The organism is Rhodococcus sp. 05-2256-B1, from assembly GCF_002258465.1.
Taxonomy (GTDB): domain Bacteria; phylum Actinomycetota; class Actinomycetes; order Mycobacteriales; family Mycobacteriaceae; genus Rhodococcoides; species Rhodococcoides fascians.
In genome coordinates this window covers 37822-55459 of the sequence record NZ_NOZA01000038.1, presented here as the reverse complement: position 1 = coordinate 55459, position 17638 = coordinate 37822, and the positions used below count along the sequence as shown (strand labels likewise).

The 17638-nt window shown below is 64.1% G+C and carries 16 protein-coding genes and 1 riboswitch; of the genes, 10 read left to right on the top strand and 6 right to left on the bottom strand.

Annotated features, from left to right (window positions below):
- Positions 1 to 15 precede the first annotated feature (15 nt).
- On the bottom strand, positions 16 to 1560 hold the full coding sequence (locus CH285_RS24565; RefSeq protein ID WP_032369974.1) for a metallophosphoesterase: 1545 nt from the start codon (positions 1558 to 1560) through the stop codon (positions 16 to 18).
- Between the two features lie 69 nt (positions 1561 to 1629).
- Between CH285_RS24565 and CH285_RS24560 the strand changes: the two genes are divergently transcribed.
- Positions 1630 to 2463: a DUF72 domain-containing protein gene (locus CH285_RS24560; RefSeq protein WP_032369973.1), complete on the top strand. Its 834-nt coding sequence runs from the start codon at positions 1630 to 1632 to the stop codon at positions 2461 to 2463.
- Between the two features lie 48 nt (positions 2464 to 2511).
- Here CH285_RS24560 and CH285_RS24555 read toward each other — a convergent pair whose 3' ends face one another.
- Positions 2512 to 3312, bottom strand: a complete 801-nt coding sequence (locus tag CH285_RS24555; protein WP_032369972.1) for an IclR family transcriptional regulator — start codon at positions 3310 to 3312, stop codon at positions 2512 to 2514.
- A gap of 149 nt (positions 3313 to 3461) precedes the next feature.
- Between CH285_RS24555 and CH285_RS24550 the strand changes: the two genes are divergently transcribed.
- Genes CH285_RS24550 through CH285_RS24535 form a run of 4 tightly spaced genes read left to right on the top strand, consistent with a single transcriptional unit; the run spans position 3462 to position 7448 of the window.
- Positions 3462 to 4322: an isocitrate lyase/PEP mutase family protein gene (locus CH285_RS24550; RefSeq protein WP_027495170.1), complete on the top strand. Its 861-nt coding sequence runs from the start codon at positions 3462 to 3464 to the stop codon at positions 4320 to 4322.
- Positions 4319 to 5584 (top strand): 3-isopropylmalate dehydratase large subunit, encoded by a 1266-nt coding sequence (locus CH285_RS24545; protein WP_371828000.1) that lies wholly within the window; start codon positions 4319 to 4321, stop codon positions 5582 to 5584. Before CH285_RS24550 ends, CH285_RS24545 begins: the two co-directional genes overlap by 4 nt.
- Complete coding sequence (locus CH285_RS24540) at positions 5581 to 6132, top strand: 3-isopropylmalate dehydratase (protein WP_032369970.1); 552 nt, start codon at positions 5581 to 5583, stop codon at positions 6130 to 6132. The genes CH285_RS24545 and CH285_RS24540 overlap by 4 nt, the downstream gene beginning before the upstream one ends.
- On the top strand, positions 6129 to 7448 hold the full coding sequence (locus CH285_RS24535) for an MFS transporter (protein WP_032369969.1): 1320 nt from the start codon (positions 6129 to 6131) through the stop codon (positions 7446 to 7448). Before CH285_RS24540 ends, CH285_RS24535 begins: the two co-directional genes overlap by 4 nt.
- A 263-nt stretch (positions 7449 to 7711) precedes the next feature.
- Here CH285_RS24535 and CH285_RS24530 read toward each other — a convergent pair whose 3' ends face one another.
- The gene (locus CH285_RS24530) at positions 7712 to 8278 is read right to left on the bottom strand and encodes a TetR family transcriptional regulator (RefSeq protein WP_032370056.1); all 567 of its coding nucleotides are present in this window, start codon (positions 8276 to 8278) and stop codon (positions 7712 to 7714) included.
- An 81-nt stretch (positions 8279 to 8359) separates the two neighbouring features.
- On the opposite strand from CH285_RS24530, the gene CH285_RS24525 reads away from it, so the two are divergent.
- Entirely contained in the window at positions 8360 to 9979 is a 1620-nt protein-coding gene (locus CH285_RS24525; RefSeq protein ID WP_230592945.1) for an MFS transporter, read from the top strand.
- A 69-nt stretch (positions 9980 to 10048) separates the two neighbouring features.
- Here CH285_RS24525 and CH285_RS24520 read toward each other — a convergent pair whose 3' ends face one another.
- From CH285_RS24520 to CH285_RS24510, 3 genes are all read right to left on the bottom strand, one after another.
- The gene (locus tag CH285_RS24520; protein ID WP_027495176.1) at positions 10049 to 10795 is read right to left on the bottom strand and encodes a GTP pyrophosphokinase; all 747 of its coding nucleotides are present in this window, start codon (positions 10793 to 10795) and stop codon (positions 10049 to 10051) included.
- Positions 10796 to 11217: 422 nt separating this feature from the next.
- Positions 11218 to 11373, bottom strand: coding sequence for a DUF6131 family protein (locus CH285_RS28085; RefSeq protein WP_094611554.1), 156 nt, complete (start codon positions 11371 to 11373; stop codon positions 11218 to 11220).
- A 93-nt stretch (positions 11374 to 11466) separates the two neighbouring features.
- A complete protein-coding gene (locus CH285_RS24510) occupies positions 11467 to 13416 on the bottom strand; it encodes a helicase-related protein (RefSeq protein ID WP_255032303.1) in 1950 nt (649 codons plus the stop codon).
- 48 nt (positions 13417 to 13464) lie between these two features.
- Between CH285_RS24510 and CH285_RS24505 the strand changes: the two genes are divergently transcribed.
- The 4 genes from CH285_RS24505 to CH285_RS24490 all read left to right on the top strand — a co-directional run bounded on the left by CH285_RS24505 (position 13465) and on the right by CH285_RS24490 (position 17638).
- Positions 13465 to 14178 (top strand): type 1 glutamine amidotransferase, encoded by a 714-nt coding sequence (locus CH285_RS24505; RefSeq protein ID WP_032369966.1) that lies wholly within the window; start codon positions 13465 to 13467, stop codon positions 14176 to 14178.
- 9 nt (positions 14179 to 14187) lie between these two features.
- The gene (locus CH285_RS24500; RefSeq protein ID WP_032369965.1) at positions 14188 to 15366 is read left to right on the top strand and encodes an alpha-hydroxy-acid oxidizing protein; all 1179 of its coding nucleotides are present in this window, start codon (positions 14188 to 14190) and stop codon (positions 15364 to 15366) included.
- A complete protein-coding gene (locus tag CH285_RS24495; protein WP_032369964.1) occupies positions 15366 to 16661 on the top strand; it encodes an alpha-amylase family glycosyl hydrolase in 1296 nt (431 codons plus the stop codon). Before CH285_RS24500 ends, CH285_RS24495 begins: the two co-directional genes overlap by 1 nt.
- Before the next feature lie 73 nt (positions 16662 to 16734).
- A riboswitch (TPP riboswitch) is annotated at positions 16735 to 16827 on the top strand.
- A 49-nt stretch (positions 16828 to 16876) separates the two neighbouring features.
- A complete protein-coding gene (locus CH285_RS24490; protein WP_032369963.1) occupies positions 16877 to 17638 on the top strand; it encodes a 3-oxoacyl-ACP reductase in 762 nt (253 codons plus the stop codon).

The window sequence follows — 17638 nt, the reverse complement described above, 5'->3', positions numbered from 1 at the left end:
CGAGCACCGTGCCAGTCAGTCTGCGATCACGGCTCGGGGAACGTCGGCGCGCAGTGTGAAGTCGGTGACGAATTCGCCGTCCTCGGGGCCGTATCGATTCTTGATGTCGTAGCTCTCGACGTCGAACGCGTCGAGGGACGGCGAATGGGTGGTGACGGCCATCGAGCCACCGTCGACGTCGAACTGGAGCAGGCGTTGGAAGCCGGTGCTGCGTTCGCCGTCGACCTCGAAGTACTGATAGTCGGCCAGCAGCTGCACGACGGAGCGGTCGGTCTCTCCCACGTGCTCGTCCACGACCGCGACCTGGCCGTCGACGTGCCCGGACAGGACGAGGAAGACGGTCTCGTGTGGAACGACCAGTCGATTCCAGATCTGCTGGCCGGAGCTCGACCCGATGTCGCCGAACCCCATCAGTTTCTTCTCGCCGAGTTCGTCGAGGTAGTAGTGCGTGCCGATGACGACATTGCGGTCGGGGTTCTCGTCGAGAACTCGTTCGGCCCACTGCATGACCTTTTCCGGCGGGTTGTAGCCGATGTACAGCATCAAGAATTTGGCACCCGCGATGTCGACAAGGTCGTAGTGCGCCGAATTGTCCTCGTCGGTGAACGAACCGCCCCAATAGGGTTGATCCCGATAACGCTGAGGGCCGAAGTACTCGTTGTAGAGCGCGTGGTTCTTCTCGTGCTCTCCGGGAACCAATTTGCCCGCGACGTTCCAGATGTTGTCGTGGTTACCGGGCAGAACGCCGTGGGCGATGCCGGCATCCTCGAGGATCTGCATCGATTCGCTGGCGGCCTCGAACTCCTTGCGCGCCTGAGTATCCGGACGCCCCGGGCTGATCCAGCTCTGAATCAGGTCGCCGGTGTGCATGCTGTAGTCGATCTTCAGCTCGTCGGCGTTGTCGGCGGTCCACTGCGTCATCTCCGAATACACACCGGGATCGTCGCGGGCTATGTACTGCGTGTCGGTGATGTGCTGGAGCGCGAAATCGTACGTGCTCGGATCGGCGAAGCTGCTGTCGGGGCGCGCGTTGGTCTCGGCGAACGAACGATCCGCTCGGGGACTGTCGATGACCAGTACTTCGACAGTGCCTCTCTCGGTGGAGATCTCGGCACTCAATTCCACCGAACCGCCGGGCGCAACCGGGTCGGCCGTCGCAATGGCCGGACCCCACGTGTTGCCCGACTCGTTCCACACATGCAACGCCAGATCGTTCGTGTTCACCGATCTGCCCGACCATGTCAGTGTCGCCGTGTCCGTACCGGGCGCGAACGTAGCGGTGTAGCGGAGGTAGGGGTATTCGTCCCACCCCGAGGTACGCATCTCCGTCGTCGACGACTCGACTCCGACCTCGTGAGTCGGCGGATTCGGTGCGTCTGCGACACCCGCGACCATGGACGTGGTGATCGCTGCGGGAACCGTCGTCAATCCGATCCCCGGTACCGCAGCCGCCTGGCGAGGCGTCGGCTGGTCGCGGCGCTCGGCAGCCGCATCGGCACCGGTGAGGGCGAGCAGCACACAGGTCAGCGCCAGGGAGCCGAATGCCGATGGGCGCTTCATGCCATCGAGGCTACCGATACCAGCGCCGGAGCCGCGGAAACCGCTGAGCTGCCCGGCTACAGTCGGCTCATGTCCGCGCAGCTTCGCCCTCGGGTTCTGATCGGTATCTCCGGCTGGACGTACGCGCCGTGGCGAGGGGATTTCTACCCGAGCGGTCTCGCGCATCGCAAGGAGCTCGGGTACGCGTCCGAGCACCTGACGTCGATCGAGATCAACGGCACGTTCTACGCGATGCAGAAGCCGTCGAGCTTCACCAAGTGGCACGACGAGACTCCCGACGACTTCGTGTTCTCCATCAAGGGTGGGCGGTACGTCACGCACATCAAGCGGCTCGTCGGTGTCGAGTCGGCATTGGCGAATTTCTTCGCCACCGGGGTCCTCACCCTCGGTGACAAGCTGGGGCCCTTCTTGTGGCAACTCCCACCGAATCTCGAGTTCGACGCGCAGAAGATGACGGACTTCTGCGCCCTGTTGCCCAGAACTGTTTCTGCTGCAGTAACTCTGGCGGAGTCGCGGGACGACAAACTGGCCGAGGATCGAGTGCTGTTGCCGGCTGCGTCGTCTCGGCCACTGCGGCACTGTATCGAAGCCAGGCATGCAAGCTTCGCCTCCGACGAGGCAGTGGAACTGTTGCGCGAGAACGATATTGCGATCGTGGTTGCCGACACCGCCGGAAAGTACCCGTACATCGACACCCCCACAGCGGATTTCATGTATGCCCGACTGCACGGAGACGAAGAGTTGTACGCCAGCGGCTACACCGACGACGCTCTCGATCGATGGGCCACCAAGATCTCCGAGTGGACGTCGGCGGGCCGGGACGTCTTCGTGTACTTCGACAACGACATCAAGGGCTACGCACCCTTCGATGCCATGAAACTCATCGAGCGCGTCGGTAGCTGAGTATTCGTCTCTCTAGGATCGAAGCTAGAGGAGCGAATACTCGTGTAGCTACTGACTCGATGCAGGTAGAGCCTCTGCGACACGTGAAAGGCTGCGCGCCGCCGCGAGAATTGTCTCCACCTTGTCCGCCAAGGCGTCGCCCTCGAATGTCTCCACGCGGCCACCGACGCTGATCGACGCGACGACCACCCCGTCGCGTCCGAGAATCGGTGCGCCCACCGCCGCGACGCCGGCCAGGTAGTCGGAGTTGCTCAGCGCGTATCCCTGCGTTCGGATCCGGTCGAGATGATCCATCAACTGGTCGGGTGACGTCAGTGTTCGGCTCGTGTATGCAGCAAGCTCTCCGCCGAGCCAGCGGTCGCGAATGCGAGCGGAGAACGCGAGCATCGCCATCGGCCCGGCCGTCGCGTGATACGGAAGAACGGATCCAATCGAAATGCCCGCTACCACAAGGGGATTGCTGCCCTCGTGGCGGTCGATGCACACCGCGCCCTCGTCAGCGGGAACCATCAGATAGGCGGTGTCGCCGAACTTTTGGGCGATGTCCGACAGATACGGCTGGGCGGCACCGCGGATGTCGAGCTGTGTCAACGCGGACGATCCGATCTCGAACATCGGCATGGCGATCCGGTACGAACCCTCCGCTGTTCTGTCCACCCAGCCGGCATGGATCAACGTCGTCATCAGACGATGCACGGTCGTCTTGTTCATTCGACTCGCCGTCGTCAGGTCGTTGAGCGTCCACACAGGATGCGTCGTGTCGAAATGGTCGAGCAGAGCGCATGCCTTCACGACGGCACCGACGATGTCGCGGCCGGCCTGGGCGTCGGACTCGGTGGGAACTGCCACGAGTTGTTCCTTCCGGTCGGGTGGAGCGTCGTCGCCATCCTACGAACCGACGCGCGATGCGCTATCGATCCACGGGTATTGACTTGTGATCCGAGCCACTCTAAATTCGGAAGGCGTTCCGCAATACGAAACGGAGAGTGCTCGTGACGATGACTTTGAGAGGCCTGACCGAACAAGGCCTGGTGTATGCGCCCGGCGTCTGGGACGGGTTGACGGCCAAGCTGGCCGAGCAGGCGGGCTTCTCGGCGCTGTGCGCGTCCGGCTTCGCCGTATCGGCTGCGCTCGGACTGCCCGACGCCGAGCTGTACACCATGACCGAGAACCTGCAGGCCGTCCGGACCATTCGCGAGGCATCGTCTCTGCCCCTCGTCGCGGACATCGACACCGGCTACGGAAACGCCGTCAACGCCGCGCGCACCGCGACGCGGTTCGCCGAGGCCGGCGTCCAGGGTGTGTTCATGGAGGACCAGCTGTCGCCGAAGAAATGCCCGATCTGCGTCGGCGAGCCGGTGGACTTGATCTCCGTCGAGGAGGCGTCGGGCAAGGTTCGGGCGGTGCGTGATTCCATGCCGGACGACGTTCTGCTCATCGCACGCACCGACGCACGTGGCGACGAGGCGATCATGCGCGCACAGGCCTACGTCGACGCCGGAGCCGACATGATCATGCCGGTGACGAAGACGTTCGAGACCGTCGAGCAGTGGGAGAACTGTCACCGAGCGGTCGGGGTTCCGCTGATGGCCACGCTCACCGCGTCGACCTGGACCGAGCGGGAGTTCACTCCGGAGGTTCTGGCACAGATCGGAGTGCGGCTGGCCCTGCTGCCCACTCAGGTGCTGATGGCCGCAACCGGTGCCGCACGCGAGACTCTGCGTCGCCTGGCCGCAGGCGAAGCTCCCGCCGACGTCAGTGCCGACGCGCTGCAGCACCACGAGTTCGTGGACCTCATCGGTTTTCCCGAAGTCGAAGCGCAGCAGCGTAAGTACCTTCCTGCGGAGGCGAATCGATGACATCGGCCGCGTTCACGATGGTCGAGAAGATCCTCGGTAGGACCTGTGGCGGTGATCCAGTGCGTGCCGGTGAGAACCACGCGGTTCGACCGGCTCGGATGATCGCGTACGACTTCCCCGGGTACACCGATGTGATGTTCCGGCAGATGCGCGACGACTTCGGTATCACCTCACTCGAGGACCCGTCTCGGTACGTCGTCTTCATCGATCACATGTTGACCAAGCGCAACGACCGGGAACAAGAAGTACACCAGGTCACTCGAGACTGGTGCGAGTACTACGGAATCGAGCTGCACGGGGGCCGCGGCATCGGGCACCAACTCACCGCCGAACTCGGCCTGGCCATCCCCGGTGACTTCCTCGTCCACTTCGACGGCCACATCAGCGGAATCGGGGCGTTCGGTGCGCTGGGCTGGGGTATCCGCCGCGATCTGATCGAGGCATGGGTGACCGGCCAACTCTACGTGGACATTCCAGCGACCACGCGGTTCGACCTGTACGGAGAATTCGCGCCGGGAGTGGACAGCCGCGATCTGGTGCACACCATCATCGACCTCGTCGGGGCCGACGGGTGCGCACACCAGGTGATGGAATTCGGTGGCCCCGGTGCCCGGTCGATGAAAATCGATCACCGGCAGGGGTTGTGCGGCATGGCGATGTTCACCGGAGCCGTGTCCGCGATATTCGAACCGGACGAGACCTCACTCGCCTACGCCAACGATGTTGCGCGACAGTCGTTCACACCGGTCCACCCTGACTCCGATGCGACCTACGCAGCCCGGCACACCATCGACCTCGCCCAGATCGTGCCGCAGGTCGTGCAGCCCGGCTCGGCGCGTGCAGCCAACACCCACACAGCAGCCGAACTCGCCGGCACTCCGATCACCAAGGCGTTCATCGGATCCTGTGCCAGTGGACGAATCGAGGATCTGCGGGCCGCGGCACTCGTGCTCGACGGACGCACCGTGGCTCCCGGTGTGGAGCTCAATGTCGTGCCCACGTCGCAGAAGGTGCACGATCAGGCCGAGCAAGAGGGGCTGCTCGACGTACTGCGCGCGGCGGGTGCGCACATTGCAGTGTCGAGCTGCGACTTCTGTTTCGGCTATCAGAAGCCGTTGGCGGCGGGCGAGAATTGCATATCCACCGGCGTGCTCAACATCTCCGGCCGGATGGGTAGCTCGGACGCCAACATCTACATGGGTTCTCCGTACACCGTCGCCGCCAGCGCGCTGGCCGGCACGATCCAGCAGGTGGGCTCGTGAGCGCCTACCCGCCCCCGCCCGACGTCATCTCCGGCCGAGTTGCCTGGGTCTTCGGCGACGACTTCGACATCGATCTCGTTGTCGGCGTTGCGAATATCAAGTCGTACGATCCCGAACACCTGAGGTCGGTCTGCATGACCGCATACGATCCGGGTTTCGTCGATCGTGTTCGGCCGGGCGACATCATCGTCGGCGGCCGCAACTTCGGGTACGGTCACCCGCACTATCCGCCGATGGTGGCTCTGCGCAACGCCGGTATCCAGGCCATCGTGGCCGAGTCGTTCTCGCCGGGATTCTGGCGCGGAGAGACATTCAACGGAGTACCCCTCATCACCATTCCGGAAGTCTCCGGCGCGGTCGTCACCGGTGATGCCGTCGAACTCGATTGGCGACGAGCAGCATTGACCACTGCCGATGGTCGATCGATGGTGGGCAGTGCGCCCAGCCCTCGTACTGTCGCAGTCATCGAGGCCGGCGGATCGTACGAACTACTTCTGGCCGAACACCGAAGCAAGCAACCACTCACAGGACAGGGAACAGCGCGATGACGAACGTCGACCAGCCTTCTGCGGTCACCAGCGCACCGAAAGCCGACACCACCACCGCGCGCCGTGCCGCGCTCGCCGGTGGCGTCGGCACGCTCATCGAGTATTACGACTTCGCCGTCTACGGATTTCTCGCCGTAGTCATTGCGCCACTGTTCTTTCCGTCCACGAGCCCCGGCGTGTCCATCCTCGCGACCCTGGCAGTATTCGGCGTCGCATACGTTGCACGTCCGCTCGGAGGCATCTTCTTCGGCCGCCTCGGCGACAGAAAGGGCCGTCGGCAGGCTCTGGTCGTGACAGTGGTCTGTATGGGTATCGCGTGTGGAGTCCTGGGAATGCTGCCCACGCACTCGAGTGTGGGCGTGCTGGCACCGATTCTGCTCGTCATCATCCGACTCGCCCAAGGATTCTCTGCAGGAGGTGAAATCGGCGGTGCAGCAACCTATATCGCAGAGTCTGCACCGCCGAACCGTCGCGGCTTCTTCGGATCGTTCACGCCGATCGGTTCCACCCTCGGGTTTGCGGTCGCCGCAGCCGTCGTCGGAGTGGTCGCCCTCATCACCACCGACGACCAGATGTCGTCGTGGGGCTGGCGCATTCCGTTTCTGCTTGCACTTCCCCTCGCTCTGGTCTGTCTGCGAGTGCGGCTGAAGCTCGAAGACAGCCCGGAGTTCGAGGAAATGGCGGCGAAGAACGAGGTCGCGAAGAGCCCGTTGAGCGATGTCGTGAAGAAGCAGCCGTGGTCGGTGTTGCGCGTCGTGGGCATCGCCATCGCCATGAACGGATCCGGCTACATCGGTCTCACGTACTTCAGCGTGTACCTGATCAACGACCTCGGATTCTCCAAGGACTCGGTCTACTGGACATCGGCGATCGCAATTGCGTTGGCCTGTGCGACCTTCCCGCTCAGCGGCATGCTCACCGACAGATTCGGTCGCAAACCGGTACTGCTCAGCGGCTACGTTGCGTATGTCGTCATTGCGTTGCCGGTGTTCATGATCCTCGGTGCGACGTCGTCGATCATCGTGGTGGGCTGTGTGTACTTCGTCTACATGGTTCTCAACGGAGTCGTGCAGGTACCCGCCTTCCCACTGTTCACCGAGCTGTTCCCTCGGGCGGTTCGATACACCGGAGTGTCGTTGGGCTTCAACATCGGCACCATCGCCGCAGGCGGAACGGCACCGTACGTCGCCGCTCAACTGGTGGAGTCGACCGGTAACGCCATGTCACCCGCCTACTGGGTCATGGGTGTCTGCGTGATCGGCGTACTCACGGTGCTGACCATCAAGGAAACCGGACGCGAGAAACTCCCGGTGTAGTGCGGCGTAGATGCCGGCCGTAGTTCGGGACTCGCCCCACCACGTGCGCTCGACGTGGTGGGGCGTCCCGCGTGTGTGCGGTCGAGGGACGCAGCCGACCGGGGTGACAAACGCGAGCGCACTTGCCAGATGCGCGCAGAATAGCGACGTGATCGGTGTCTAATTTGTGCGCGTCTGGCAAACGCGCGCGCGTTTGCGGAAATGGGGGCCGCTACCCCAGTATTCCGCACTCTTGCGTCAAAGCTAGATATGGATAGGCAGCGCTACGGAGCGCAGAGTCGACGCACGGCGGCTTCGATTTTCGACGCCCGACGCTGAATTTCGGCGTCGTCGGCAGGCTCGCATTGCAGGCTCGGCGCGGTCATCCACGCCGAGGTGATGCCGAACATCATGGTGATCAGATCCTCGACGGTGAAGGCGTCGGAGATCAGTCCGTCTCGCTGGGCGTCGGCCATGGCCCTGTGTCGCTCGGCGATGACAGAGTGGATGTCGTCGGTGCCCGAGGTCGCCATACCGCCCTGAAGCTGAGTCCACAGCAGGAGGCGGTGTTCCTCGGGATGCGCAGCGAGGTGCAGGTATTCGCGCGCTGCGTATCCGCCGAGGTCGTCGACGGCAAAGGGCACTTCGTCGATGAACCGCGCGAACCCGTCCTCGACGACGGCCCGGAACAGGGCTTCCTTGTCCCCGAAGTAGGCGTACAGACGTTCTTTGCTGGCCTTGGCCGCGGCCGCGATCCGATCGACGCGGGCCCCGGCCAGCCCGTGTACCGAGAACTCGTCCCGGGCGGCGACGACGATGCGGGCGCGGGTCGCACTGGCGTCAGGTTTCATGGCGGTCACCATACCCCCAACCAACTAGTTCGTTTGACTATTGGCTCTGGGTCGCCTACCTTTTTGCTCGGGACATTTTTCGTGCCCAGAATCAACGAGTACGAGTGGGGTAGAAACATGTCGCAGCTCTCCGAGCGCGAAGCGCCGGATCTGAATCCGAACTACGAGCGCCGATGGCTGGTGCTGTGCATCGTCGCCATCACGCAGCTCACGATCGTGCTCGACGGCACGATCGTCAACATTGCGCTGCCGCAGGCTCAGCTGGACCTGGGCATCAGCGACAGCAGCCGCGCCTGGGTCATCACCGCCTACGCGTTGTCGTTCGGCGCACTGCTGCTGCTCGGCGGACGCATCGCCGACTACTGGGGACGCAAGCGCTCGTTCATCGTCGGCATGGCAGGCTTCGCCGTTGCCTCCGCTATCGGCGGACTCGCTCAGGAAGGCTGGCAGCTGTTCATCGCGCGCGCCGGCCAGGGTGTGTTCGCTGCGCTGCTCGCCCCGGCAGCACTGGCCATCCTGACGGTGACGTTCACCGACACCAAGGAACGCGCCAAAGCGTTCGGCGTCTTCGGCGCCATTGCCGGTGGCGGCGCAGCGGTCGGCCTACTCCTCGGCGGAGTGCTCACCGAATACGCGAACTGGCGCTGGTGCCTGCTGGTGAACATCCCGGTCGCAGTGTTCGCTATCGCCGCAGCGGTGCCGCTGGTGAAGGAGAGCAAGGCTCACGGAGACACCCGCTACGACCTGCCCGGCGCGATCCTCGTCGCTCTCGGTCTGGCATCGCTGGTCTACGGCTTCACCGAGGCCGAAGACGGCTGGGCGACGGTACCCACCATCTCGTTCATCGCGCTCGGCCTCGCTCTGCTGGCCGCGTTCGTCGTCGTCGAGTCCAAGTCCGCCAACCCGCTGCTGCCCTTGAGTGTGTTGCTCGACCGTGACCGCGGTGCTGCGTACATCGGCTCGGCCGTCATCGGCGCTGCTCTACTCGGTGGCACGTTGTACCTCACGTTCTACTTCCAGATCGTGCTGGAGATGAGCCCGGTGATCGCCGGCGTCGCGTCGCTGCCGATGACCGGCGGCATTTTGATCACGGCCGCGCTCGCTTCTGCACTCGTGCCGAAGATCGGACCCAAGCCGCTGATGGCCGTCGGTCCGGTCGTGTCCGCAGTCGGCCTGCTGCTGCTGACCCAGATCGGCGTCGACACCTCGTACTTCACGCACGTCCTGCCGGGCGTCGTACTTCTCGGTCTCGGCCTCGGTCTGCTGATGGTCCCGATGCAGAACGTCGCACTGATCGGCGTTCCCGATCACGACGCAGGTGCCGCATCGGCGTTGATCAACGCCACCCTGCAGGTCGGTGGTGCACTCGGTGCTGCGGTGTTCACCACCGTCTACACCTCGTCCAAAACCTCGTACCTGTCCGAGAATCCGGCACCGACTCCGCCCGCCGGAGTTCCCGCGGAAGCTCTCGCCGGCCAGGAAGTGCCCAGCGACGAGATGTTGGCCGCGCTGCCGGAGCCGATCCGCAACTTCGTGCTCGCGACCATCGACCACGCGTTCTCGGCCGAGGTCTCCGGCTACGCCTGGGCATTCGGTACCGCCGCGATCCTCGTCGCGCTGGTGAGCCCGGTCGTGTTGCTGCTCGTCCGCGCGAAGAAAGACGACCTGCCCGTCGGCGACACCCCGGTACACATCGGATAACGCAGGCACGAACCGAGGACCCCGCTGCTCAGCCGTCGAGCAGCGGGGTTCTGCTCTTCGAAGGCATCGTCAGTCCGGGTCGATCGCTTCGGCCTGCGCGGTGAGCAACATGTGCAGCAGCTCGGGAGGCAATGCCATCGGAGGCATCGCGCCGAGAGTGATGGAGTTGTCGGAATCGCCGTTCAGTTCCTCCACCTCGTCGTGCAGGCTTTCCATCTTCTCGTCCAGTGTGTTGGCCGTCTCGGCGGCCTCGGTCAGTTCCGCCAACAGGGTGGGCGGAATCTGGCCGCGGTACTTGTAGAAGATCTTGTGCTCGAGGCTCGCCCAGAAATCCATGGCAATCGTGCGGATCTGGAGTTCGACCAGGACCGGTTGGACGCGATCGGACATGAACACCGGAATTTCGACGATGAGGTGCAAACTCTTGTAGCCGTTGGCTTTCGGGTTCGCGATGTAATCCTTGACCTCGACGACTCGAACGTCGGTCTGACTACTGAGCATGTCCGCGATGCGGTAGGTGTCGGAGATGAAGCTGCACGTGATGCGGACACCGGCAACGTCGAAGATGTTCTCGCGAATGGCGTCGAGCGTCAGTGCGCACTTCTTGCGCTGAGCCTTGTCGACGATGCTCTCGGGCGTCTTGAGTCGCGACGAGACATGCTCGATGGGGCTGTAGCGGTGGATGTGGGTGAATTCCTGCTTCAGGATGTTGATCTTGGTGATCAGTTCGTCGATTCCGAACTTGTAACTCATCATGAAGCGGGTGAAATCGTGCCTCAGCTGCACCAGGTCGACGACGGCTTCACTGTTGCTCATGCCCCCGATTGTCCACGATCGCCGGACGTGACCGCGCCGCGCGAGAATCGAAGCTGGCGTCGCTGCACGTGGCACCGAGTTCTGGGGTGAACCGCACGAGATTGCACCTCTGGCACTGATGGGTACGGTGATGCCCCCGCTCACACGAGCAAGCACGTGAACCCACCAATACCGAACCGGCGACAAGCGGATGGCCGTTGGTGCAGTGAGTAGGTGCTCGTTCTGCCCACCGATCGCCGACGCGGTAGAGCGACCCGGCAACCGGGTCGGTGTCGCGCTCGTCGGATGCCATCGCGCGCAACCGCCTTCGACACTGTCTACCGCCCGATATGGACCGCCCGAAGTGGCTCCGCTGGCCGCATCGCCAACTCCGGGGGCCCGCTCAGACTAACAGAAATCGAACGTATGTTCTAACGTGGATGTCAAAACCACGTCTTGCGGCCACCGACTGCGCGCCCCATCGAACCGAGCAACGTCAGAACCGCGCCGACGACCACCAGAATGATGCCGATAGTCGTCAAAATTGAAATGCCGGCGAAATAGCCGATGAGGGCGAGGATGATTCCGAGAACGATCATGACTACTCCTGGTGCCAAAGTGAGCCCACTATCGACGAATTGTCGATGGGACCGAACCTACTCGGGCGCGTGGACGATTGCTCACAATTGTCGCTATTTTCCGGCATCCACTTTCGCCGCGAGGAAAGCCTCCGGATCGATCAGATCCGCCTGCCCCACGATCGATCCCAGATCCGCGATGCGCTCGATCCCGGTGAGCACCATCTCCTCCTCGACGGTGCCCTCGGCGTAGCCGTAGTAGCAGGTCGACGTGGTGTGGTTGTGGTCCTTGTCGATGCGGTTGGCGCGGCCCTCGATCTGCCTGATGTCGATGGGTGTCCACCGAGGATCGTGAATCAGCGTCACGCGCGGTGCGAGTGTGGAGACCGTCCCCTCCGGGAGCAGTAACTCGTTGGTGTGCAGGTTGATCGCGCTCGTGGTGGTCGAGACGATGACCGACGCGTCGCCGGTCTGAAAACGGCGGATCGACGCCTCCTGCTCGGGACTGCTCATGCTCCCGTCGACCACGGCGACCTCGAGCCCCTCGTCTCGAAGTGTCTGGGCCAGAGCAGCGACCGACTCGCGGTAGAACATCGAGACGAACACCTGATTGCCTGCCTTGACCCACGTCCGGACTTGATCCGCAGACGCGGGAATGCGCAGGTACGAGCACTTCTGGCGAAATCGCAGCGTCGCCGCACGGGTACTCGGATTCTTCTGCAGCACTCGCTTTCCGCCGACGGCCTTCCAGATCGGCAGGCCGACTTCCTTGCGGTAGTCCACCCACGCCGAGTTGTACAGCCGCTTCTGCGCGGCCGTGAGTTCCTGGCCGAGGGGCTCCCGCGGAGTCGGCGGTGACGGTCGTGAAATCGACCACGGCACAGCGCCTCCCGACAACCAGCCGTGCACAGACGCGATGTCGCGGGCTCGCGTCGTCGCGTCCTCGGGCTCCCACCGCCACGTGGTCAACCCCGTCGTCGCCTTGCCTGCCTTGACGGCGAAGCCGGACTCGATGAGGAACTCCGCCCACTTCATCGTCACGGCATAGCCGAGATACTCGTCGTCACCGAGGATCTCGACGCCGCGGCTGCGTTCCACGGCACGGGCCATGTACGCGAAATGCAGCGGCTGATAGCCGGGAGTGGCAGACATCCACACCACGGATCGAGCCGCCTCCTGATACCGCCAGAGGATCTGCGACTGCTGCGACTCGATGTTCATCAACGCATGCGACTCGTCGGCGATCACCACGTCGATGTCGAACCGCAGCTCTCCCAGCGAGATGGTCCGCTTGTTCTGCGTCCGTTTACGTTTGCCCAGATCGGTCTCGGGGGGAACCGACAGCAGTTTCTTGGTGGACTGATAGGTGATCAGCAACCAACGCTTGCGGTCGGACGGCTCGATGTCGGCCTCGCTGTCTGCAATGGTGCGACGCCACCCCGGCAGCGCACCCTTGGGTGCCACCACCAGAACCGTGCCGATCTCGGCGGCCGACATCTGCCGCACGGCCTCGCACACGGCCAACGTCTTTCCCAGACCCGTCGAATCCATCTGCGCGAAGTACGGGAAGCCGGCGTCGAGCGCGGCCAGATGGCGTCGGACCGATTCGAGTTGGGTGTCGCGAGGCTGCATCGCCCGTTCGCGCACCTCTTCGTCGCGCCAACTGTCGTTCGCGTCGTCCTCGAGCCACCGCTGCAGGCTGTACGGCATCGATTCGTACGGCTGCAGGTACTCGGGCAGTTCGGTTCCGTAATACGCGAACACGCGCGGTCCGGGGTACCAGCGCGCTCCCGCTGCGCCCGCCGCGGACCGATCCTCGAACGGCACGTCCAACACCCACACGCGCTCGCCGGGATCGGGCACCCGAAGATCGGGGGCGGCGGACTTGCGGGGCGACGTCTTGCGCGGGGCTGCTCTCTTGCGAGGTGCGGCCTTCTTCGGGGCAGCTTTCTTCGCCGCAGGCTCACCGTTCTTCGCGGCCGCGAACTTTCGCGCAGCGCTGCTCTGCCCGGCCTTGACGGTGCGGGCAGTGGTGGATCGGGCAGTGCGTTTACGAGGTGGCATCGGATCCAGTCTGTCGTACGGTGTGCACGAACACCGTAAAGGAGCCCTGTGACATACCCGAACGACCCGCGCGCCGTAGTTCTCGTCCACGACCGGGACCCGTCCCTGGCGCGTCGCGATATCGGCACCCTCGCCGCCGAATTGCGCACCAGGGGTTTCCTGTTGGACGTGCATTCCTTCGACCACAGTCCCGATGTCGCACCACCGACGCTGTCCGACGCGCAGGTGGTCGTGGTCATGGGCTCACCCGACGCCGCGTACGACGACACGCTGACCTGGCTCGCGCCGGAGATCGCGTACGTGCAGCAGGCGATCGATGCGCAGGTCCCGGTTCTGGGTGTGTGCTTCGGCGGCCAGTTGCTTGCTCGCGTGCTCGGCGGATCCGTCCGCAAGTCCGAGTACCCAGAGTACGGATTCGTCGACGTCGAGACCTCCGATACCGAGCTCGTCGCCTCGGGCCCGTGGATGGAATTCCACGGCGACACGTTCGTCGCGCCGCCGGAGGCCACGGTCATCGCCCGCAACGCGGCTGCGCAGCAGGCCTTCGTCTGCGGCCCGCACCTCGGGTTGCAGTTCCACCCCGAGATAGACCTCGACACCTACGATGCATGGGCGGCGGCGTGGCAGCGCGACGGCGTCGAACACGCGGTGGACGTGCACCAGATCAGGCAAGACATTGCCGACTCCGAAGCAGCAGCTCGCAATCGGTGTTCGGCCCTGCTGGACGCATTTCTCGCCCGATCCTCGGCGGTGCCCCGGTAGGGTCGAACGATGACCGAGGCCAGGCCCAGCAACTTCAGCGATCACCAACTCGGCATCTACGCCGCGGGGATGTTCGCTCAGCAGACACCGTCGATCACCACCAACCTGGCAAGGCTGGAGGACCAGGCTGCCGAGAAGCTCTCGCCTGAGGCGCTCGGCTACATCGTCGCCAGCGCGGGCAGTGGCTCGACGGCGCGGGCGAACCGGGCCGCCTTCGACAGGTGGGCCATCACGCCGCGGATGCTGCGCAGCTCGGCCTCGCGTGATCATGCGTGCACCGTGCTCGGCACCGACATGCCTGCACCGCTGCTGATCGCTCCGGTGGGTATTCAGACTCTCGCCCATCCCGACGGTGAACTCGCGACGGTTCGCGCGGTTGCGGAACTCGGTGTGCCGTACATACATTCGACGCAGGCATCGCATTCCTTCGAGCAGATCGCCGAGGCGGGCGGAGATGCGCCGCGCTGGTATCAGTTGTACTGGCCGACGGACGAATCGGTACTGCTGAGCTTCCTGCAGCGCGCGAAGGACACCGGATTCACCACGCTGGTGCTGACGCTCGACACCACGTTGCTGGGCTGGCGGCCCGCCGATCTCGACCGCGGGTACCTCCCATTCTTGGCGAACCTCGGCATCGAGAACTATCTGAGCGATCCGGCGTTCCAAGCCGGACTCGCTCAGCCCGTCGAGGAGAATCCCGTTGCGGCCGCCATGCATTGGGCGCAGATGTTCCCCAATCCCGGCCTGTCGTGGAAGAACCTGGCGTTCCTGCGCGAGCATTGGGACGGTCCCATCGTGCTCAAGGGCATCTGCACCGTCGGCGACGCCCGAGAAGCGGCCGCCCACGGAGTCGACGGCATCGTGGTCTCCAACCACGGTGGACGTCAGATCGACGGTGCCAGGCCGTCTCTCGACGCATTGCCGTCCATCGTCGAGGCTGTGGGCGACGAACTGACGATCCTGTTCGACTCCGGTGTGCGCACCGGTGCCGACATGGCCAAGGCGCTGGCGCTCGGTGCCGATGCGGTTCTCCTCGGCCGCCCGTTCCTGTACGGTCTCGCCCTCGGCGGGCAGGAGGGTGTTGCGCACGTATTGCGTTGCCTGCTGGCCGAATTCGACTTGGTGACCAGCCTGTCCGGCCATACCGGCGCGGGCGAGCTCGGTCGCGACTCGATCGAGGCGTCCTGATGGAGTGGACGAAGCATGCCATCTGGTGGCACCTGTACCCGCTCGGCTTCACCGGCGCTCCGGTGCACGGATGGGACGGTGAATCCCAATCGGATCTGCACCGGCTGAACAGAATCGAGAAGTGGCTCGACTACGCAGTCGAGCTCGGTGCCTCGGGCATCGCCCTGGGGCCGATCTTCGAGTCGGAGAAGCACGGCTACGACACTGTCGACTACTACCACGTCGACGGTCGGCTCGGCACCGACGAGGATATCGATTCGCTGATCGCTGCGGCGCATTCCCGCGGTCTGAAAGTGATGTTCGACGGCGTCTTCAACCATGTGGCGCAGAGCTTTCCGAAGTTCCGTGAGGCCCTGGCCGAGGGCCCGGATTCCGAGGCCGCGGAGTGGTTCCACCTCGACTGGTCCGGCGACGAGCCGACGCATCGCAACTTCGAGGGCCACGACGAACTGGTCGCGCTCAACCACGAGAGCCCGCACGTGCAGCAGTACGTGGTGGACGTGCTGTCGCACTGGCTCGAACGCGGCGTCGACGCCTGGCGGCTCGACGCGGCCTACGCGGTACCGCCGCGCTTCTGGGCCGCGGTGCTGCCGAAGGTTCGTGAGAAGCATTCGGACGCATACTTTCTGGGCGAAGTCATCCACGGTGACTACGACCGGATCGTCTCGGCCTCCACGTTGGACTCGGTGACGCAGTACGAACTGTGGAAAGCGATCTGGAGTGGGCTGAGCGAGCTCAACTTCTTCGAGCTCTCGCACGCGTTGGAGCGTCACAACGGCTGGCTCGACGCCTTCGTGCCCGCCACGTTCGTCGGTAATCATGACGTCAATCGCATCGCCAGCGTCATCGAGGACGAGCGACATCTGCTGCACGCGTTGGTGGTTCTGTTCACCGTGGGCGGGATGCCGATGATCTACTACGGCGACGAACAGGCCTTCCGCGGTATCAAGGAAGATCGCGTCGGCGGTGACGACGAGGTCCGTCCCGAATACCCCGACACCTCCGAGGATCTGGCACCGTACGGCTGGCCCGTCTACCGAGTGCATCAGGAGCTGATCGCAGTTCGGCGCCGCAATCCGTGGTTGTACTCCGCACGCACCGAGACACTCGAGCTCACCAACACCGCGCTGCTCTACCGCGTGTACGCGGACGACAATTCCATGACGGTGGCGCTCAACCTCGGCGACGAGGGCATCGACTACCCGGCCCAGGGCAGCGAAGTACTGGCCGGTGAGGCGCACCTGAACGACGGACGGGTAAGCGTTCCTCCCCACGGCTGGGCTGTCATCGGCTGATCGCTGCATATGGTTGTGTTCGGCTGTCTACGTCGAGCGCAAGAAAGCAGTAGAGAGACCTACAGGTACAGTCGACCGCGACACGGGGTGCCCGTCAGGGCTGAGATCACACCCGTCGAACCTGATCTGGTTAGGACCAGCGAAGGGAATGTCGTGATGTCTCGGTATTTCCTGTCCCTCGTGACGGTCCCGACCTCGAACGAGAGGCGTAGCGCATGAGACTCGACGAGCAGACAGTGTTGATCACCGGCGGTGGACGCGGGCTGGGAGCATCGATCGCCGCGGCGTTCGCCGGCCAGGGTGCACGCGTGGTGATCGACTACCGCACCAGCAAAGATGCCGCCGAGGCGTTGGCGGACAGGCTCGGCGACCGTGCATTTGCTGTTCAGGGCGACGTGACCGACGAGAGCGCGGTGGCCTCGGTGTTCGACTCGGCCCGTGCGCATTTCGGCGCCCCGATCACCACCGTCGTCAACAACGCACTGGCCGATTTCTCGTTCGACGGGGATGCTCGACCGAAGGCCGACACCATCACCTGGGATCGGTTCGACGCTCAGCTACGAGGCAGCGTTCGCGCGGCACTGCTCACCACGCAGGCGGCCCTGCCGGGAATGCGTGAGGCGGGCTTCGGCCGAATCATCAACGTGGGCACCAACTTGTTCCAGAACCCAGTGGTGCCGTACCACGACTACACCGCCTCCAAGGCCGCACTGCTCTCGCTGACCCGCACTCTGTCCGCCGATCTGGGCGCAGACAACATCACCGTCAACATGGTCTCGGGTGGACTGCTGCGCACCACCGATGCCAGCGCCGCGACCCCGGCCGAGGTGTTCGACTTCATCGCGGCCTCGACCCCGCTGCAACGCGTCACCACGCCCGAGGAGTTCGCCGACGCTCTGCTGTTCTTCGCCTCGCCGTGGGCGCGGTCGGTGACCGGCCAGAACCTCGTCGTCGACGGCGGCCTGGTCAAGAACTGA

Excerpts from the sequence above, each read along its gene's own strand:
- CH285_RS24565 (WP_032369974.1), bottom strand. The coding sequence starts at position 1,560 with ATGAAGCGCCCATCGGCATTCGGCTCCCTGGCGCTGACCTGTGTGCTG.
- CH285_RS24560 (WP_032369973.1), top strand. The coding sequence starts at position 1,630 with ATGTCCGCGCAGCTTCGCCCTCGGGTTCTGATCGGTATCTCCGGCTGG.
- CH285_RS24550 (WP_027495170.1), top strand. The coding sequence starts at position 3,462 with ATGACTTTGAGAGGCCTGACCGAACAAGGCCTGGTGTATGCGCCCGGC.
- CH285_RS24545 (WP_371828000.1), top strand. The coding sequence starts at position 4,319 with ATGACATCGGCCGCGTTCACGATGGTCGAGAAGATCCTCGGTAGGACC.
- CH285_RS24535 (WP_032369969.1), top strand. The coding sequence starts at position 6,129 with ATGACGAACGTCGACCAGCCTTCTGCGGTCACCAGCGCACCGAAAGCC.
- CH285_RS24530 (WP_032370056.1), bottom strand. The coding sequence starts at position 8,278 with ATGAAACCTGACGCCAGTGCGACCCGCGCCCGCATCGTCGTCGCCGCC.
- CH285_RS24520 (WP_027495176.1), bottom strand. The coding sequence starts at position 10,795 with ATGAGCAACAGTGAAGCCGTCGTCGACCTGGTGCAGCTGAGGCACGAT.
- CH285_RS28085 (WP_094611554.1), bottom strand. The coding sequence starts at position 11,373 with ATGATCGTTCTCGGAATCATCCTCGCCCTCATCGGCTATTTCGCCGGC.
- CH285_RS24510 (WP_255032303.1), bottom strand. The coding sequence starts at position 13,416 with ATGCCACCTCGTAAACGCACTGCCCGATCCACCACTGCCCGCACCGTC.
- CH285_RS24500 (WP_032369965.1), top strand. The coding sequence starts at position 14,188 with ATGACCGAGGCCAGGCCCAGCAACTTCAGCGATCACCAACTCGGCATC.
- CH285_RS24495 (WP_032369964.1), top strand. The coding sequence starts at position 15,366 with ATGGAGTGGACGAAGCATGCCATCTGGTGGCACCTGTACCCGCTCGGC.
- CH285_RS24490 (WP_032369963.1), top strand. The coding sequence starts at position 16,877 with ATGAGACTCGACGAGCAGACAGTGTTGATCACCGGCGGTGGACGCGGG.